Annotated in this window: 20 protein-coding genes; 1 reads left to right on the top strand and 19 read right to left on the bottom strand. The window is 63.4% G+C overall.

Annotated elements, in window-relative coordinates; all coding sequences use genetic code 11:
* From KDH09_02075 to KDH09_01985, 19 genes are all read right to left on the bottom strand, one after another.
* Positions 1–749, bottom strand: a 749-nt coding sequence (locus KDH09_02075; protein MCB0218456.1) for a hypothetical protein, incomplete at its 3' end; no start/stop codon positions are given.
* 13 nt (positions 750–762) lie between these two features.
* Positions 763–1,974, bottom strand: a complete 1,212-nt coding sequence (locus KDH09_02070) for a phage terminase large subunit (protein ID MCB0218455.1) — start codon at positions 1,972–1,974, stop codon at positions 763–765.
* Positions 1,975–2,350: 376 nt separating this feature from the next.
* Positions 2,351–2,602, bottom strand: a complete 252-nt coding sequence (locus KDH09_02065; protein MCB0218454.1) for a hypothetical protein — start codon at positions 2,600–2,602, stop codon at positions 2,351–2,353.
* Positions 2,603–2,610: 8 nt separating this feature from the next.
* On the bottom strand, positions 2,611–2,970 hold the full coding sequence (locus KDH09_02060) for a hypothetical protein (GenBank protein MCB0218453.1): 360 nt from the start codon (positions 2,968–2,970) through the stop codon (positions 2,611–2,613).
* A 169-nt stretch (positions 2,971–3,139) separates the two neighbouring features.
* The gene (locus KDH09_02055; protein ID MCB0218452.1) at positions 3,140–3,565 is read right to left on the bottom strand and encodes a DUF420 domain-containing protein; all 426 of its coding nucleotides are present in this window, start codon (positions 3,563–3,565) and stop codon (positions 3,140–3,142) included.
* Entirely contained in the window at positions 3,562–4,242 is a 681-nt protein-coding gene (locus KDH09_02050) for an SCO family protein (protein ID MCB0218451.1), read from the bottom strand. Before KDH09_02050 ends, KDH09_02055 begins: the two co-directional genes overlap by 4 nt.
* 21 nt (positions 4,243–4,263) lie before the next feature.
* Entirely contained in the window at positions 4,264–5,112 is an 849-nt protein-coding gene (locus tag KDH09_02045) for an ABC transporter permease (GenBank protein MCB0218450.1), read from the bottom strand.
* Positions 5,109–6,071, bottom strand: coding sequence for an ATP-binding cassette domain-containing protein (locus KDH09_02040; GenBank protein ID MCB0218449.1), 963 nt, complete (start codon positions 6,069–6,071; stop codon positions 5,109–5,111). Before KDH09_02040 ends, KDH09_02045 begins: the two co-directional genes overlap by 4 nt.
* Before the next feature lie 4 nt (positions 6,072–6,075).
* Complete coding sequence (gene cyoE, locus KDH09_02035) at positions 6,076–7,014, bottom strand: heme o synthase (protein ID MCB0218448.1); 939 nt, start codon at positions 7,012–7,014, stop codon at positions 6,076–6,078.
* A gap of 22 nt (positions 7,015–7,036) precedes the next feature.
* Positions 7,037–7,933, bottom strand: coding sequence for a heme A synthase (locus KDH09_02030; protein MCB0218447.1), 897 nt, complete (start codon positions 7,931–7,933; stop codon positions 7,037–7,039).
* 166 nt (positions 7,934–8,099) lie between these two features.
* Entirely contained in the window at positions 8,100–9,296 is a 1,197-nt protein-coding gene (locus KDH09_02025; GenBank protein ID MCB0218446.1) for a response regulator, read from the bottom strand.
* 145 nt (positions 9,297–9,441) lie between these two features.
* Positions 9,442–10,584, bottom strand: a complete 1,143-nt coding sequence (gene ald / locus KDH09_02020) for an alanine dehydrogenase (GenBank protein ID MCB0218445.1) — start codon at positions 10,582–10,584, stop codon at positions 9,442–9,444.
* Positions 10,556–11,320 carry an MBL fold metallo-hydrolase gene (locus tag KDH09_02015; GenBank protein MCB0218444.1) on the bottom strand — a complete coding sequence of 255 codons (765 nt, stop codon included), beginning with the start codon at positions 11,318–11,320 and terminating at the stop codon, positions 10,556–10,558. Before KDH09_02015 ends, ald begins: the two co-directional genes overlap by 29 nt.
* Positions 11,321–11,385: 65 nt before the next feature.
* On the bottom strand, positions 11,386–12,324 hold the full coding sequence (gene cysK / locus KDH09_02010; protein MCB0218443.1) for a cysteine synthase A: 939 nt from the start codon (positions 12,322–12,324) through the stop codon (positions 11,386–11,388).
* 12 nt (positions 12,325–12,336) lie between these two features.
* On the bottom strand, positions 12,337–12,693 hold the full coding sequence (locus KDH09_02005) for a 4Fe-4S binding protein (GenBank protein ID MCB0218442.1): 357 nt from the start codon (positions 12,691–12,693) through the stop codon (positions 12,337–12,339).
* A gap of 16 nt (positions 12,694–12,709) precedes the next feature.
* Positions 12,710–14,467, bottom strand: a complete 1,758-nt coding sequence (locus KDH09_02000) for an adenylyl-sulfate reductase subunit alpha (protein MCB0218441.1) — start codon at positions 14,465–14,467, stop codon at positions 12,710–12,712.
* Between the two features lie 9 nt (positions 14,468–14,476).
* Positions 14,477–15,037, bottom strand: a complete 561-nt coding sequence (gene cysC / locus KDH09_01995) for an adenylyl-sulfate kinase (GenBank protein MCB0218440.1) — start codon at positions 15,035–15,037, stop codon at positions 14,477–14,479.
* 160 nt (positions 15,038–15,197) lie between these two features.
* The gene (gene thiE, locus KDH09_01990; protein ID MCB0218439.1) at positions 15,198–15,824 is read right to left on the bottom strand and encodes a thiamine phosphate synthase; all 627 of its coding nucleotides are present in this window, start codon (positions 15,822–15,824) and stop codon (positions 15,198–15,200) included.
* On the bottom strand, positions 15,821–16,459 hold the full coding sequence (locus KDH09_01985) for a hypothetical protein (GenBank protein ID MCB0218438.1): 639 nt from the start codon (positions 16,457–16,459) through the stop codon (positions 15,821–15,823). The genes thiE and KDH09_01985 overlap by 4 nt, the downstream gene beginning before the upstream one ends.
* 22 nt (positions 16,460–16,481) lie before the next feature.
* Between KDH09_01985 and KDH09_01980 the strand changes: the two genes are divergently transcribed.
* Positions 16,482–16,754 (top strand): (2Fe-2S)-binding protein (locus KDH09_01980; GenBank protein ID MCB0218437.1); only part of this gene is annotated, 273 nt, incomplete at its 3' end.

Raw genomic sequence — 16,754 nt, 5'->3', positions numbered from 1 at the left:
TTGGCGCGCACCAGGCTCTCGGGCGGCAGCGGATAGAGCTCGCCGCTGCCCTCGCGATCGAGTCGGATCAATGGGATCGCTCCCAGCGGGTTGCCGAGCTCGGGATCGCCGAAGTCATCGACGATGCGTCCGTTCTCATCGAAGAGGAAGTGGAAACGCGCCGACCAGAAGGCGTAGACCCGCGCGCCGTCGACGGTGTAGGGCTTGGGCAGCACGAGCGCGTCGTAGTCCTCGATGCTGCTTACGCGCCCGTCGGCGGGCGGCGAGAGCAGCACGTCTTTGCCGCTGAGCACATCGAAAACGATGCGGCTTCCCGAGGCGCCCACCTGAACGAACGAGAGTCCCAACAGGTTCGCCATCCGATGCGCGCTGCGAAGCGCATCGGAGAGTCCGCCCTGGAACGCAATCTCATGATAGAGGCGCCCGGCACTCTCATCGCGCGTGCTATCGCCGCGCACGATGAGGCGCCGCTTGGGGTCGCGCTTGTAGAGCAGCGAGAGCCGATCGATGACCTTGCGCGCCAGTGGCACCGTGTAGGCGCAGGCCCGCACGGAGTTCTGCACTTCGGGATCCGAGAACGTGCTCTCGATGTCGACATCGAGATAGCGCCCCATCCGGTCGGCGCAGAAGTCGAGGGCTTCCTCGCACTTTGCCGAGTAGGACCAGGGCACCAGCTCCTGCAGGGCGAGCAGCCCCGTGCGCAGGCGTTCCGGGGCAATCTCGGATGGGTCCTGAAAATCGAAGATCATATTGTCTCCTCTGTTAGAGTCTGTGCTGTTCAACGCGCGTGGGTCGTCGAAGCGGGTAGAGTTCGCACACCAGGTAGCCAAGCGCGTCGCTGATGTGCTCGACGCCGCCGCTCTTGTCGATTCCGGTGGCATCCTCGTTCCAGACGGTTTCCTCAAGACTTGCGATCAGGTGCGCGCATGCGGGGTCGATCGCGAGTTTTTCCTCGCGTAAGATCCGGTTCACCGCGTTCACCCGGTCACGCTGCGCGGGATTTCCCCGCGGCGCGCGGCAGGCGAAATGTTCCTGCAGAATGGCAGCGTTCGAACGCCCCGTTGTGCTGCGCGCCCGCGCGCTGGCATCGGGAAAGCAGATGATCCGCGCGCCCGACTGCAGACGCGGTTGCCACTTCGAGAGCAGCCAGTCGCGAAGCTCGTAGGTATCGGCGTCGCGCTGATGGAACTCGGCGAGCACGTGAAGTGCGCCGCCAATCTGCTGCGCGACCACGGCGGTCATCGGATCGACGTTGAAATCTACGCCGACGAGCAGGTCGAGCGAGGGCTCGAAGTTCATCGCCTGCCGAGCGTGGATGAGCCGGTCGAAGTAGCGGTAGCAACGACCGCGCCGGATATTGGTAAAACGCCCGAGGACTTCCTGATCGTACCAGGCGCCCTCGTAGGCGTGCTCGAGATCCTCGATGTAGGCCGCAGGCAGGTTGGCACGGTTGTCCGCCGTGCTCGCGCGCACCAGCGCGCAGCTCGCCGACGTGCTGGCCTCGAACTGCCGGTAGAGCCAGTGGCTGATCCCGTTGGGCGTGCTGGTCAGGTCGCCCCGCAGCACGCCGCTTTTCTGACGCAAGCGCCCGCGCACCACGTCCCAGGCCTCGGCCCGCACGTCGCGGGCCTCGTCGATCCAGAAATGCCCCATCTCCAGCCCGCGCAGATCGTCGAAGCGCTCGAGCCCGCGGAAGTGTGCTGTAATGCCGCCAAGCTCGACCGTGCGCTGCGAGAGATTCAGCTGCACCTCGATCCCAAGCAGGCCCGCGACGTGGGCAAGTTCCCGGAGCGTCGCGGCATGGAGCTGGTCGTAAGTGTTGGCGAGAATGAACCCGCGCGAAGCAGGACTCGCGACCGAACGCATCAGAAAGCGCACCGCGCCGGTAAAGGTCTTTCCCGAGCCCACACCGCCGCAGAAGAGTGCAAAACGCCTCTTCGTCCGCAGGAACTCGACCTGACGGGCATGAAGCACAAGGGCGCCCGCCCGGCGTGTGTGCGCGCCGGCTTCGTCAGTGGTCGATTCGTGTCGGATGAGTCTGCTTTCCGAAAAAGAAAACGCCCGGGGCTGCGTGAGCACCGGGCGCAATTCCAAGCAAGAGTGAGTCTACGCCTTTTCGTGTTTTCGCGCAATCCCCCCATGGACCGAGATGACCCATGATGGTCCACGATGGACCGAGATGAACCAAGATGACCCGAAATGGACCGCATTTTTTCTGCACTTTTTTGAAGTTTTCTTGCGCTCGCGCCTTGTCGCGTTGCTTGTGAAGCCACGAAAACAGTTCTGCGTACAGGAACGTGCCCGCATTCGATCTCCTTTCGAATGCGGGCACGTTTGCGATCACGATGGATCAGGTGATTTGCGTGTTGCTGGAGTGCGGAAGTTCCTGTTGCGTAGCGGCGTCGCTGCCCACATAGGGGACGCCGTGCCGGGAAGCCCAGGCGATCAGATCGCTGCGCGTGGTCCAGACCTGCCCGCGGCGTGCATCAAAGGCCTTGCGCACCGGGAAGTCGGGATAGGAACGCGACCAGCGCTTGACCGTCGTCGTGCTTTTGCCAAAAAACTCCGCGATGGTTTGCCAGGTGGTAAGCACTTTTGTCATAGACGCACCTACTCGAGCAGGCCGTCCTGCACGGCCCGCACGATGGAGATCTTTCGCCAGGCCCGCAGGTAGGAATCGCGCACCCCCTGTCGCGAAATGCCCAGTTGCCGGGCCACCTGGGCAAAATCCCGTTCGCCCTCCATGGCACTGACGGCGAGCACGATGCGGATCTGCTGGTCGCTCAGCCCCTGCTTTCTCAGCCAGGCCAGCGTGCCGGCCACCTCGTCGGTGCGCTCGATTGCCGCCTGCGCACGCGCGTGGTGCGAGAGCTGCGGACGATCCCCCTCGGGATGCCGGGTTCTTGGCTGATCGAGGCGCTGCCAGAGCCGCCCGACCCGCGCCAGATGTTTTTCGAGTGATGTCGCCATGGATGAATCTCCTTCTTTCCCGAAATGCGAGCGGCGGGTTCCCACGCCCGCCGCAAGTTATTTATTTGTTTAATATACGCACAGATGTGACAGAGTGTGACACGTCACATTTTAGGTCATTGAGCGATTCAGGATGAGGCAGGGGTCGCGGCGCCGGGAAGTGCGGCAGCTAGACCTTCAGGTGATAGAGCATCCAGTAGACGACCACGCCGGTCACCGACACATAGAGCCAGACGGGAAACACCCAGCGGGCCATGCGCTTGTGCTCTTCGAGCCGGTCCTTTGCGGCAAGATAGACAAGCCGGATCGCCAGCGGTGCGACCAGCGCGGCAAGTACTGAGTGCGTGCCCAGAATGAGCAGGTAGGTCGTCTTGAGCCACCCGGTCCCGCCGAACTTCGTCGGGCCGGTCAGCGACATGCGCGTGAGATAGGAAATCAGAAACACCGCGGAGACGACCAGCGCCGCGGCCATGAGTTTCTTGTGGAGCTCGCGGTCCTTGCGGGCGGCAATGGCCCACACGCCGCTGACCAGCAGAACCCCGGAGGTGGCATTGAGCGTCGCATTTACGTGCGGCAGAACTTCGGCAAGGCTCACGAGTCCACCTCCGCCAGGAGGCGGCGCAGGTCGCGCTTCAGCTTTGCCTGCGACTCTGAATCCTGGGCGTAGTAGCCGCGCACGCGGCCCAAGTGATCGACCAGGGCGAAGTGTTCCACGTGGAGGATTTCTCCGTCGGCAACCTTGTCGACGTTCTCTTCCGAAACACCCTCGACGGTGGCCACCTTGAAGCCGGTTTTGAGGAGCTGCGCCACGTCAGCCGGCGCGCCGGTCAGGAAGGTCCAGCGGTCCAGATTCGCCTTGTACTTCTCGGCGTACTTCTTGAGCACCTCGGGCGTGTCATTGCGCGGGTCCACCGAAATCGAGAGGAAGCGAATACGCTCGGCGCCCTTGGTCCCCTCCCAATCAGCGGTCTGCTGCTCGAGCGCCTTGAACTTCGCGGTCAGCAGCGGACAGATCGCCGGGCAGTTCGAGAAGATGAAATCCGCCACCCAGATCTTCCCCTCCATCGAGTTGCGCCCGAAGTCTGCGCTGTCCTGATCGGTCAGGGTGAACTGCGGAATCTCGAAATAGACTGGCATTTCCTCGACCGGGGGTTCCTGCATGCGCAGGTAACCAAGTGCCACAATCAGAATCGCGCCGAACACCAACGCCACACGCAGCGGTGTGATAAGACTTGTGGCCTGCGCCTCTTGTGCTTCCTTGTTGTCTTCCATGATGCCTCTCCGGAATCGTTCCTACTCGCTGCGATTGCAGATCCAGATACTTGCGACGAGGGCCAGCGCGGCAAAGAGCGTCGCCAGTCCCAGTTCCATCATCGGCGAGAGTCCCAGCGTTGCGCCGGGAATCGCCGCGTCCAGTCCATAGAGTCCGTGCCGAAGACCGTCAACGCTGTAGCTCATTGGATTAAAGCGCATGAGCAGTCCCAGCCAGCCCGTGTTTTCGGGAAGCGGGAACATCGCACCCGAGACGATCCAGGCCGGCAGCAGCAGCACGCTCATTACCGCGTGGTATCCCTGCGTCGTCTTGAGCCACCAGGCGATAAAGAAGCCGACGCCCGTAAGACCCATGGACGTCACAAACAGCATCCAGATCAGATAGGGCCACGCGACCACGCCAAGCTTGAATCCCGCGAGCGGACAAAGCGCGAGAAAGAGCACCACCTGCACCATCGAGATGGACGTGCCGCCGAGCGCCTTGCCCAGCACGAGCGCCCCGCGTGAAGCGGGCGCAGCGAGCACGGCCTGCAGGAACCCCTCGGCGCGATCTTCGATCACCGACATGGTCGTGAAGATGGAGGAAAACAGCACCACCATCACCACGATGCCGGGGAAGAAGTATTCCATGTACCCGAGGCCCTCGGCCCCCTGGAGACGGAAGGTCCCCGAGAGGCCGCTTCCGATCACGAACCAGAAGATGAGCGGCTGAATGAGCGCGCCTGCAATGCGGCTTCGCTGGCGAAAGAAACGGCGCAAGTCGCGCGACCAGAGCACGCCGATGGTGGCCAGTTCGTAGCGCAGAGAGGAAACCTCCGCCGGAGCGCTCATTGCCGCTACGGGTTCTACCTGCCGGGCTTCACTGCTCATGCTGCACTCTCCTCTTTGGCATCGGTATCCACGTCCAGCGACCGGCCCGTGAGCTTGACGAACACGTCGCCCAGCGTCGGGCGGTGCATTGCCACGCTGCGAAGCCTGCCCGCGGGCAGCGCCTCCACAAGACGCGGGATCAGCTCGTGGGCGCGCTCATGCTCGAAGCGCAGGTCCAGCTCCGACACAACCGGTTTCACCGAGAACTGCTTTTCGATTTCGGTCGCCAGTGCCGGAAGGTCGGTTGCTTCAATCACGATCACGTCACCGCCAACCTTCTGACGAAGATTCTCGGGCGTGTCGCACTCGATGATCTTGCCGTGGTCCATGATCGCAATGCGGTCGCAGTACTCGGCTTCCTGGGGATCGTGGGTGGTCAGCAGAATGCTCAGCCCGCGCTCGTCGCGCAGCTTGAGCAGGTCTTCCCAGAACTTGCGAAACGCACCCTGGTCGAGCCCCTGCGTCGGCTCATCCAGGATCACCAGCGCAGGATCGCTCAGCAGCACGCGCGCCAGTTCCAGCCGGCGGCGCATGCCGCCCGAGTAGTTCTCCACGGGCTCGTCGGCACGCCCAGCAAGACCCGAGCGTTGCAGCGCGTCCTCGATGCGCTGACGGGCCTGTGCCTTTGGCACCGCGTAGAGCGAAGCGCCCAACGCCAGGTTCTCACGTCCGGTGAGCTTGATGTCCACGCTGGGTTTCTGGAAGGCGACGCCCACCCGCGCGCGCAGCGCACGGTCCTTGATCGATCGCTCGGCGCCCTCAAAGAGGAACACGCCCGAGTCCGGGCGCAGCAGCCCGGTCAGCACGTGAAAGGTCGTGCTCTTGCCGGCGCCGTTGGGCCCCAGCAGGCCGAAGACCTCCGCCTTTCCGATGGAGAACGAAACCCCGTCGACCGCGCGCCGTTCGCCGTAGGAGCGAACCAGATCGCGCACTTCCAGAAGTGAAGAACTCTGCGTCATATCATTATCCCAACTGCGCCAGCCGCGACCCGACTATCTGGTCGAGAACCAACGCGCCAAAAATACCCGTCAAATAGAGCAAGGAAACAATGAAGAGCTGCCTGGCCCATGCCTCACCCGCGTTTTTTCGCAGTCCGAGCAACCCCACACCCAGAAACACCAGGCCGCCCAGAAGGGCCGCCGCCAGATAGATCATGCCCGCCGCACCCACCGTAACCAGCAGCAGGCTCACCGGCACGAGCGCCAGCAGGTAGAAGATGGCCTGGTGCTTGGCACTCTCGTCGTCGATCTCCAGCGGGAGTAGCTGCAGCCCCGCGCGCGCGTATTCGTCCTTGCGGAAGAGCGAGATCGCCAGGAAGTGGGGCACCTGCCAGAGGAAGAGCACGGCAAAGAGAATCAGCCCCGGCAGGTCGCCGGGGATCTCCAGCGTACCGGTCGCTGCGGTCCATCCCACCAGCGGCGGCGCCGCGCCGGGAATCGAGCCCACCAGCAGCGCGAAAGAGCTGTGGCGCTTGAGCGGCGTGTAGACGAGCACATAGAGGCCCAGCGAGACGAAGATCACCAGTGCGCTCACCAGGTTCACGAGCGCGATCACGATCGGAAATCCAAGGCCGATCATCACCAGCCCGAACACCATCGCCATGCGCGGTTGCAGGCGACCGGCCGGCAGCGGGCGGCCCTGCGTGCGCGTCATCAGGCGATCGGTATCGCGCTCGATATACATGTTGAGCGCGTTGGCGCCCGAGACCACCAGGCCGAATCCGACCAGCGTGTAGAGCAAACGCTCAAAGTCCCTGCCGCCGGCTGCGAGCCAGAAGCTGCCCGAGGTGGTGATGAGCACCATCATCAGGATGCGCGGCTTGGCCAACGCCACGAAATCCAGCAGCGAACCCTCGACCTGCCGGCCGGGTGCTGCGGTGATTTCGTGATCGACGGAGTTCATGGGGTTTCTTGGACTTTCTGGCTCAGGCCGTCTGCGACTGAGGTTCGTAGCGGCGGCAGAAAAGGTAGAGGGAAACCAGCGTGGCCAGCAGCAACGCGCCGCCGCCAAGGTGCGCCGTCACGGTGTGGAGCTGCAGGCTGGTACTGACGCTCAGGAAACCCAGCGTCACCTGCAGGACAACCAGGATGGGCAGGACAATACCACCCACCCGGAGCAACACCGAGTTGCCGCCGGCACGTGCGCGCACGAGTCCCGAGAGCGCAAGCACGGCGACCGCCACCAGCACGCCCACCAACCGGTGGGTCATGTGAACGATCAGAATCCCCGGCGCGCCTTCGGGAAAAATCGCGCCGTTGCACAGCGGGATGTCGATGCAGGCAAGGCCCGCATGGGTGTGGCGCACCACCGCGCCGAGCACGATCTGCAAATAGGCGAATACGGTCACGGCGCCGACCCACTTTTTGAGTCCCGGCGGCGTGGGCGCAAGCCCTGCATCCTCCACCGGCGGCGCCAGCAAGAAGGCGATCAGGATCGTGAGCGAGAAGAAGATCATCGAGGTCGCCAGGTGCGCGCTCGAGACGAAGGTCGGAAGCTGATAGAGGACCGTGATCCCGCCCAGGACGCCCTGGAAGATGACCAGACCCACGGCGGCGATGGCGAGCTTGGCCACCAGCTCGCCCCGGCGGGTCTTCCAGATGAGCACAGCCTGCGTGATCGTGAGAACACCGACCAGCGTGGCGACAATGCGGTGGGAGTGCTCGAAAAACACCCCACCCTTCATTTCGGGGAAGAAGGTCCCGTAACAGGTCGGCCAGTCCGGGCAGGCCAGGGACGATCCCGTGCCGTGAACGAGCCCCCCCACGATGAGGAGGAAAAACGTCGCAACGATGGTCAGTAAAGAAAATCGAAATTCGCGCATGTTGTTCCAGGCTGCCGGCCAGCGGCTGGTCGGGGTGAGGAAAATTGGGCGATGGCGGGCCTGCGCCCGTCGGGCCGGGCGCAGTATAGGCAAAGAGCGGCGCGCCGCACAATGAGGGCGCGCTCAGGCGATTACCCGGGTCAAATCGGGCGAATTTCGGGAAATTTCAGTTATTCAGGGCAGCCAGGCCGCTCTCGAGGATCTTCTTGGCCTCATCCCGGGTCTGGGAGATGCGACTCTCGTAGTCTTCGCGCATCATCTCGATCTGCTCGCGGATCGATTCGATCTCGCCGAGCAATTCGGCTTCGCGTTTTTCGAGTTTCTGGGCCCCGTCGGCCGCCACCTGGTCGAGTTCCTGCTGGACCGACTGAAGCTGGGTCGTGAGTTCCTGAACCTGCTGCTGCGCAGTCTGGAGATTCTGCGCGGCTTCGGCTTCGATGGAATTGAGTTCCTCGCGAAGCTGCTCGCTCTCGGCCTCCAGGCGCTCGCGCGCCTGCTGGGCGGCGGCCAGGTCTGCCTGTGCCTGGGTGAGCTGCGGCTGGACCTGTGCGAGTTGGTCGTTTGCCTGTTGGGTCGCGGCCTGCGCATTGGCAAGCTCGCCCTGCACACGCTGCACCTGCGCGTTGAGTTCCTGGATCTGCATGTCCGCGTTGAGCTTGAACTCATTGAGTTCCTTGACGGTGTTGTCGCGGATCTGCAGCTTGCTGCGCAGGTCATCGCGCTCGGCGGTGAGCTGGGTGAGCGCCGAGGTATCGGACGCGGCGGCCTGGGCCTGCGCAAGCTGATCGCGCAGTTGATCGCGCTCTGCTTCCACGGCGGCAAGCTGGTCGCCCGCGCCGGCGCTGGACTTCGAAGCCACCAGTTCCTTGCGAACCGTTTCCAGCTCGGCAGTGAGCCGGTCGATCTCGCTCTGCTTGAGCTTGAGCTCGTCATCTGTCGTGCCCTGCTCGAACATGCCCTCGAGCTTGGCTTCGAGCGATTCGTACTGTTCGGGCGAGACGTTGAAGCCGACAAGGTTCTCCACCTTGCGCATCATCTCAGCATTGTCGAAGGGTTTGGAAATATAGTCCTGCGCGGCAACCTTGAGCTTGCGGTGACGCTCGAAGTCCTTCTCGCTCGCGTCCGTGCTCATGATGATAATCGGAACGGCGGCGGTCGCGTCGTTTTCCTTGATCTTCTTGCAGACCACGTAGCCGGACACGTCCGAGAGTTCGAGACAAAGCAGAACGAGCACCGGTTGCGTCTGCGCAACGGCGTCGATCGCCGGCTTGCCCTCGGTATAGACCGTGACGTCAAAGCCGTGTTTTGCGAGCTCCCCGGTCAGGGATTGATTCGAGGCGCTCTCGCTATCGATGATGATCAATGGCCGGTTTGCCATCCCGAACCCTTCATGTTGACGCGCTCCGCCGGGGCAGTAGCACGGATTTCTTCAGGAATTTCAGGTCGTTAAGTTACGAAACGCACCGCACGTTGTCAACTGCCGGCGGCGCTTCTCCTGGCCGGGCCGATCAGCCGTATCGCCGGGCAAGTGCTGGAAGCGACTTGCGCACCCCTTCATGGATGATCTGCCCGTCGCGGGTATCGACCGCGCGGGTCAGTTCCGGGTATCGCCGGAGCGCCCCCTCGACCCCCAATTTCACCATCCGCTCGACATAGGGCAGCGTCACACTGGTGATTGCCGAAGTCGATGTCTGGGGCACTGTGCCTGGCATGTTGGGCACACAGTAGTGCAAAACACCATGCTTCACGAACAGGGGCTCTTCATGATTGGTCGGGCGCGAGGTGGCGATGCAGCCGCCCTGATCGATCGCAACGTCCATGACCAGGGAGCCTTTCTTCATGCTCCTGATCATGTCCACGCTGATGACCTTGGGCGCCCGCTCGCCCCGGCTGTAAACCGCGCCGACGAGCAGATCGGCCGAGGCCACTGCCTTTTTCAGCGCCGCCGGGGTACTGCGAACGAGCTTTGCCCGGGGGCCCAGTTCCTTGCGCGCGCGCTTGAGCGCTGCCGCCGAGATGTCGAGAACCGTGACGTTGGCCTCAATCCCCAGCGCCTGGCGGGCGGAGGCGAGTCCCACGGTGCCGGCGCCCACGACGACGACTTCGCCCGAATGAATTCCGCTCAAACCGCCGAGCAACAGCCCGGCGCCCTGCGGGTGCGTGGCCAGATAGTAGGAACCCAGCGTGATGGCCAGGTGACCGGCCACATCACTCATGGGCTTGAGCAGGGGCGTCGCGCCGTTTTTCATCTCCACATGTTCGTAGTCGATGGCCAGCACCTGCTTTTCGAGCAGCGCCTTGGTGAAGGCCGGATCGGGCGCAAGGTGCAGGTAAGAGAACAGCGTCATCCCCCTGCGAAGGTGCCTGAACTCCGGCGGAGTGAGTTCCTTGATCTTCACAATCAGGTCCGACTTGCCCCAGGTTTCGGCAAGACTCGCGATTTTTGCGCCGGCTTTCCGATATTCGGCATCGGGGTAACCGCTGATGACGCCCGCGCCCTTCTGGACGCGCACCTCGGCGCCGGCACGCACGAGCCGCGCGGCGCCTTCGGGCGTTAAACCAACGCGGCCTTCGTGGATCTTCACTTCTTTTGGAATGCCGATTCGAATCTTCGGCTTGCGACTACTCGATTTCGATGCGGAGGCCGTCATAAGCGAATTCCATTCCTTCAGGCAGCAGCTTGGGTCCGTCAGCGTAGCCCAGATCGTGGGAAATGTGTGTAAAGACAGTGCGGCGCGCACCGATCAGCCGGGCCAGCTCCACCGAGCGCTCCAGGTGCAGGTGCGTGGGGTGGGGCTCCTGCCTCAGGCAGTCGAGCACCAGCGCCTCGAGCCCGCGCAGCTTTTCAATGGCTTCAGCCGGAACGTCATTGCAGTCGGTGATGTAGGCAAAATCCCCGATGCGGAATCCGTAGACAGTCCCGGCCGGGCCGTGCGGCACGGGCACCGGTTCAATCTTTACCCCGCCGACGGTGAAGCTCTCTTGCACCCCGGTCATGTGCAGCTTGGGCGAGCCCGGATAGCTCGAAAGCCCGAAGGCATAGCCGAAGCGCGCGAGCAGATTCTCCGCCGTCTCCGGCGAAGCGAAGGCCGGGATCTCGCGATAGCCGTTGTTGTAGTTGAAGAGCCGCGTGTCATCGATGCCGTGCACATGATCGGCATGGGCGTGGGTGAACAAAATGGCGTCGACTGTCTTGAATCCCTCGCGAAGGGCCTGCCCTCGAAGATCGGGCGGCGTGTCGATCAGGATGCGCTTGCCGCTTACTTCGACAAGGCAGGAAACCCGCGTGCGCTTGTTGCGCGGGTCATCGGAAGTGCAAACGGCACACGTGCACCCGAGCACCGGCACGCCGGTGGAGGTGCCGCATCCCAGGATGGTCACTTCGATGGGTAGAGGTTCAGACATCGGAACAGGATTCTAGCGCGCCCACCCGCAGAGACGAAACCCGCAGCCTACTCCGCGGTCCCGTCAAAGAGGCCCGTGGAGAGGTAGCGCTCGCCGGCCGAAGGGGCGACGGTGATGACGGTCTTGCCTGGGCCGAGCTCGCGCGCCACCTCGACCGCCACGTGCACGTTCGCGCCGGTGGATACGCCCGCCAGGATGCCTTCCTCGCGCGCGAGGCGGCGGGACATCTCATAGGCCTCGGGGCCGCTCACGGTGGCGATGCGATCATAAATAGAGGTATCGAGCGCCGCCGGGATAAAGCCCGCGCCGATTCCCTGAATCGGATGGGTCGCAGGCTCACCGCCCGAGAGCACCGCCGACTCGGCGGGTTCGACGGCCACAATGGCCACGTCCTTGCCAAACTTTTCACGAAGTGCCTGCCCGACGCCGGTGATCGTGCCACCGGTGCCGACCCCCGCCACAAAGGCGTCGATGTTGCCGCTTACCTGCTCGAGGATCTCAGGCCCGGTGCCCTTGCGATGCGCTTCGGGATTCGCGGGGTTGCCGAACTGGTCGGGCAGGTAATAGCCCTCGCCCGAGGCAATGATCTCTTTGGCTTTCTCAACGGCCGCACCCATGCCGTTGTAGTCGGGTGTGAGCACGAGTTCCGCCCCGTAGGCGCGCAGCATCTTGCGGCGCTCGACGCTCATGGTATCGGGCATCGTGAGAATGAGCCGGTAGCCTTTGACCGCGCAGACCAGCGCCAGCCCGATGCCGGTGTTGCCGCTCGTGCTCTCGACGACGGTCATGCCGGGCTTCAGGGCGCCGCGCTTCTCGGCGTCCTCGATCATCGACAAACAGATACGATCCTTCACCGAGCCGCCCGGATTCATGTACTCGAGCTTCACGAGCACGTCGGCCGCGCCCTCCCCGGGAAGGCGCGCAAGGCGCACCAGCGGGGTGTTCCCGATCATGCGGAGCGCGGATTCATGGACTTTGGGAGGCATGGGAGGGTTCCTCTACTCGTCGGCTTCGGTGACCTTGATGTCCGGGTCGTTGGTGTCCTGGATGGGAATGTCGAGCTGCTCGGTGCCGCCTTCCCCAAGACTCAGGGTCCAGCGGGTCTTCGACTTCATCGCGCGCGCCACCAGCGAAGTCCCCGCCTGGGAGATCTCACGCGGCAGGCGCAGCTCGATCGCACCGACCGGGCAATACTTCACGCACACCGCGCAGTCCCAGCAGTCGGCCAGCGTGCAGATGTCGGCTTTCCCGTTGTCCTTCATGAACATGAGATCGCCCGGGCAGGTCATCACGCAGAAGGGTTCTTCGGCAGTGCCGCAACCGTTGCAGATGTCTTCATTGACAAAAATGCTCATCGCCGCCTCCTTTCCGCTAGGCCTTGACCGCGAAGTCCTCATAGGGGACTTCGCGCAGGTGAATCTCGCCGGTACCAACATCGTATCGTGAGTTGATGAACTTGCGCCAGTTGGCATCGTCGCGCGCGGGGTGATCCAGGCGCGTGTGATAGCACGGCCAGCGCGTCTCCTTGCGGTGGAGCATGTGCTCGACGAGCACCCGTGCCACCAGCACGCGGTCGACCATCTCGTGGGCGAGCATGAGCTCGTGCAGGTTGCCCGCGCTCAGGCGATCGAGATGATCTTCGAGCTCCAGCAATCCTGCGCGCGCGATCTGCAGTTTCTCTTCATTGGTCTCGTACTGCACCGAGATCCCGCCGGCGTATTCGTCCATGAGCTTCTGCAGGCTCTCTTCGAGTTCCTGCGGCGCGGCGAATTCCCAGCCCTTGCCGCCCGCGCTCTCGCGGCGGCCGAGCGGTGCAAAGACGCGGGTTTTCTCGGCTTCGATCTGGGCGCCGAGCGCCTTGTCGTCGGCCGCGGCGCGATCCTTCCACGAGGGCGCTTCCTTGAGGATCGACTCGATGGCCATCTGCCCCTCGGCCCATGCGCCGGAGGCATATTTCTTGGGCGCGCCTCCGGCAACGTCGCCGATGGCCCACAGGCCCGGCAGGGTCGTGCGGCGCTCGATATCGATCCAGTAACCGGCCTCGCCGTGGCCGCCTTGCACGTAGGGCTCACTGCCGGTGATCTCGATCGAATTCTTCGAGGGATCGAGCTTGCGATCGCCCCACATGCACAGCACCGAGGGCACCATGTCCAGGTAGGAGACCTTCATGAACTTGAGGTCTTCGGCGCTGAACTTCGAGGTGTCCATGTAGCAGGGGCCGCGACCGGCGCGGTGTTCTTCGATGGTGGCCTGCAGGCGCTCGGCCGTGGTCGGCTTTCCGCCGCTCAGGTGCGAGTGGTATTTCTCCAGATAGTTCTCACCGCGGGCATTCACCTGCTTGGCGCCGAGACCCTGGGCGAGCACGCCCGTGGGCGCCAGGAAGTCTTTTACCCGCAGCGCGATGAAGCGAAATTCGAAGGTCGTCATTTCCGCTCCGGCGCGAAGGCCCATGGCATAGCCCGCACCCGCGTTAAACGGCGAGTACCAGACCTTGTGACGCCCCAGACCACTCGAGGTGGAGCGGTAGATTCCACTCGCCCCGCCGGTGGCGCAGATGACGGCCTTTGCCGTGATGGCGTAGAGCTTTCCGTCGCGCACGCCAAAGCCCGTGACGCCGACCACGCGACCATCGTCGACAAGGAAGTTCGTCGCCACCACGCGGTTGATGATCTGCGCGCCCGACTCCTCGGCCGCGCGGGCGAGAATGGGCTTGATGCGCTCGCCGCGGATCTTGATCGAGCCGCGCCCGCGCGGGACGTTCTCACCGTTCTCGTCCTTGACGAGCGGCAGGCCCCACTGCTCGACGAACTCGACCTGCTCATTGAGGCGCTGCGCGATGGAATACACGAGGTCATCACGCACCAGGTCGTGGGAGTCCTTGCGAACGTATTTGAGAAAACTCTCGGGCGTGTTGCCCTTGGTGATGTAGGCGTTGATCGAGCTGATCCCGCCCGCCAGGCAGCCCGAGCGGATGACGTGGGCCTTCTCGAGAATGGTGACGCGCAGCTCGGGGGCCTGCGCGCGAAGGCGCGCGGCCGTGAAGCAACCGCCAGCACCGCCGCCCACGATGAGCACGTCGGTGTCGATACGCTCGACTTCGCCGCTGGCGGTTGTGGGCTGGCCTGCCACGCTTGCTCCTCAGGAAACAACGACGGGTTTGCCGTCGTCGCCCAGCACGCCGGCGCGCTTCATCCCGTCGAGAACTTTCTGCACGCTCTCTTCGAGGGTTTCGTTGTGGGTCTCGCAGGTCACTTCGGCATTGGTAGGCGGCTCATAGGGATCGCTCACCCCGGTGAAGTTGGGGATCTCGCCGGCGCGGGCCTTCTTGTAGAGCCCCTTCACGTCGCGCTCCTCGCAGGTCTCGACCGGCGCGGCGACGTGGATCTCCATAAATCCCTCGCCGACCATGGAGCGCACTTCCTCGCGAATGGCGCGGTAGGGGCTGATCGCCGCGGCAATGGCCACCACGTTGTTGCGGGTGAGCACTTCGCAGAGCCAGCCGATGCGACGGATGTTGATGTCGCGGTCTTCCTTGGAAAATCCCAGACCCTTGGAAAGGTGGGTGCGCACGACATCGCCGTCGAGCACCTCGACCTTCATCCCCAGCGCGCGCAGGCGCTTTTCGACTTCATGGGAAATGGTCGACTTGCCCGAGCCCGAGAGGCCGGTAAACCAGAGCGTGCAGCCCTTGTGTTCCATGCGTTGCTAAATCCCTACTGCCACGCTCTGGGTTTGGCCCCAGGCGCCGCGAAAGTCCGCGCAGGCGGGCAAGAAACCGGGCCCTGCGCCCGGGCTTTGTTATCCCTGCGCCGGTGGGAAGTCAACGAAATCACTAGGGACTTGCTGGGGATTGGCACCCTCAGCGCCAGGGCGCGGACAGCGCCGCGCAGGTGGCGCGCAGGTCCTTGCTGGCAGCCAGCGCGCCGATCACGGCGATCCCCGCCGCCCCGGCGGCGGCAATTTCGGGAGCGTTCGCTGCGGTGATGCCGCCGATGGCATAGACGGGGCAGCGCACGGCCTGGCAGATGGCCTTCAGGTCTTCGAGCGAGCGTCGGTCACGCATGCGCGAGTGGGTCTTGGAATCTGTGGGGAACATGGGCCCGAAGGCCACGTAGTCGGCGCCCGCCTCTGCTGCGGCAACCGCCTCTTCGAGCTGGTTGGTCGATCGCCCGAGAAGGACGCCCGGGCCCAGGCGCTCCGCCGCCAGCTCGAGCGGGATATCGTCGGGCCCCAGGTGCACCGCCGGCGCCCCCGAGAGAAGCGCCACGTCGATGCGGTCGTTCACCACAAAGAGCACCCCTGCCTCCGCGCACATCGGTGCGAGCGCACTCGCCAGTTCCAGCGCTCTGCCCGCCCGGTAGTTCTTGTCGCGAAGCTGCAGGATGGACGCGCCCGCTTCAATGAGCGCACGCGCGTAGGCGAGCGGCTCGCGCCCCCCGCACTGATCGGGGTCGAGGATGGCGTAGAGGCCGGGGGGTAGGGTCATGGGTTCCATTTGTGCGTTGCTACCAAGTCGACCGGATCGCCTGCATATCCGCTTAATCGCCAAAGTCTGGAATGCAGTCGACCGAACTCTGTCTCGATTGCACATCGCTGATTCGGCGTACTGAGCATCATTACTTTCCGACCTTCGGCAGACTCGTACTCCAGATAATATGCGATTCCATCATGCAACAAACCGCTCATGACACATCGTTTTGCTTCTTCGCCATCAAACAGACTCTTAAGACGCTCGATTGAAGGGCCCACCGCGCGATCCTTCTTCCAGGGGCTTGCTGAGAGTTCTGGGAATGCAAGCGTGTGCTCCACGTATTCGTATTTGACCACTGCCCATCGGTACTCGGCTCCCGACTTGCTCCTGCGCAGTTCAAACACGCTACGTGCGGGAGCAACACTAGGGAAGCTGAAAAATCGGATCGTTTCGATTCCGTCAGGCAAAGCGCTTTCGAATTCATAGCCATTCTCGATAAAGTGCGCTTTCTGAACGCTAAGTTCCGCATCTGGCATCAAGTGCACCATTTGCTGGGACCATGCCGATTCACGGTTGCAGCCGGAATCGACGAGCAATATGAGTAGACCCAGAAAACCAACCAAAGTGGTGAGCTTTTTCTTTGATTCCATTCAAGCAACACTACCCCCCACCATGCCGCGAATCACCTTCCCGGATCACTCGTCCATTGACGCCCCATTGGGCTCGGCGCTCCCCGACGCGCTGGGCAGGGCAAAGTATGCCGGGGTCGAGTGGGGTTGCTGCCAGGGGATCTGCGGGACCTGCCGGTTTCGGCCGGGCGCGGGGGCCGAATACCTCAAGCCCCCCACCGCCATGGAGCGGATGCTCTTGGAGCGCCGGGGGGCCAATCCCGGGGAGCGGCTGGCCTGTTTCGTCAAGAAACTGACCGCCGACCTGGAGGTCTGC

The organism is Chrysiogenia bacterium (assembly GCA_020434085.1).
Taxonomy (GTDB): Bacteria; JAGRBM01; JAGRBM01; order JAGRBM01; family JAGRBM01; genus JAGRBM01.
Note: the sequence above shows the minus strand (reverse complement) of the source record. Positions and strands in the feature narration are given on the sequence as shown.

Coding starts and splice junctions, on each gene's coding strand:
- cyoE (MCB0218448.1), bottom strand. CDS start 7,014: ATGAACTCCGTCGATCACGAAATCACCGCAGCACCCGGCCGGCAGGTC.
- KDH09_01985 (MCB0218438.1), bottom strand. CDS start 16,459: ATGGAATCAAAGAAAAAGCTCACCACTTTGGTTGGTTTTCTGGGTCTA.
- cysC (MCB0218440.1), bottom strand. CDS start 15,037: ATGGAACACAAGGGCTGCACGCTCTGGTTTACCGGCCTCTCGGGCTCG.
- KDH09_02030 (MCB0218447.1), bottom strand. CDS start 7,933: ATGCGCGAATTTCGATTTTCTTTACTGACCATCGTTGCGACGTTTTTC.
- thiE (MCB0218439.1), bottom strand. CDS start 15,824: ATGACCCTACCCCCCGGCCTCTACGCCATCCTCGACCCCGATCAGTGC.
- ald (MCB0218445.1), bottom strand. CDS start 10,584: ATGACGGCCTCCGCATCGAAATCGAGTAGTCGCAAGCCGAAGATTCGA.
- KDH09_02060 (MCB0218453.1), bottom strand. CDS start 2,970: ATGGCGACATCACTCGAAAAACATCTGGCGCGGGTCGGGCGGCTCTGG.
- cysK (MCB0218443.1), bottom strand. CDS start 12,324: ATGCCTCCCAAAGTCCATGAATCCGCGCTCCGCATGATCGGGAACACC.
- KDH09_02005 (MCB0218442.1), bottom strand. CDS start 12,693: ATGAGCATTTTTGTCAATGAAGACATCTGCAACGGTTGCGGCACTGCC.
- KDH09_02050 (MCB0218451.1), bottom strand. CDS start 4,242: ATGGAAGACAACAAGGAAGCACAAGAGGCGCAGGCCACAAGTCTTATC.
- KDH09_02040 (MCB0218449.1), bottom strand. CDS start 6,071: ATGACGCAGAGTTCTTCACTTCTGGAAGTGCGCGATCTGGTTCGCTCC.
- KDH09_02065 (MCB0218454.1), bottom strand. CDS start 2,602: ATGACAAAAGTGCTTACCACCTGGCAAACCATCGCGGAGTTTTTTGGC.
- KDH09_02045 (MCB0218450.1), bottom strand. CDS start 5,112: ATGAGCAGTGAAGCCCGGCAGGTAGAACCCGTAGCGGCAATGAGCGCT.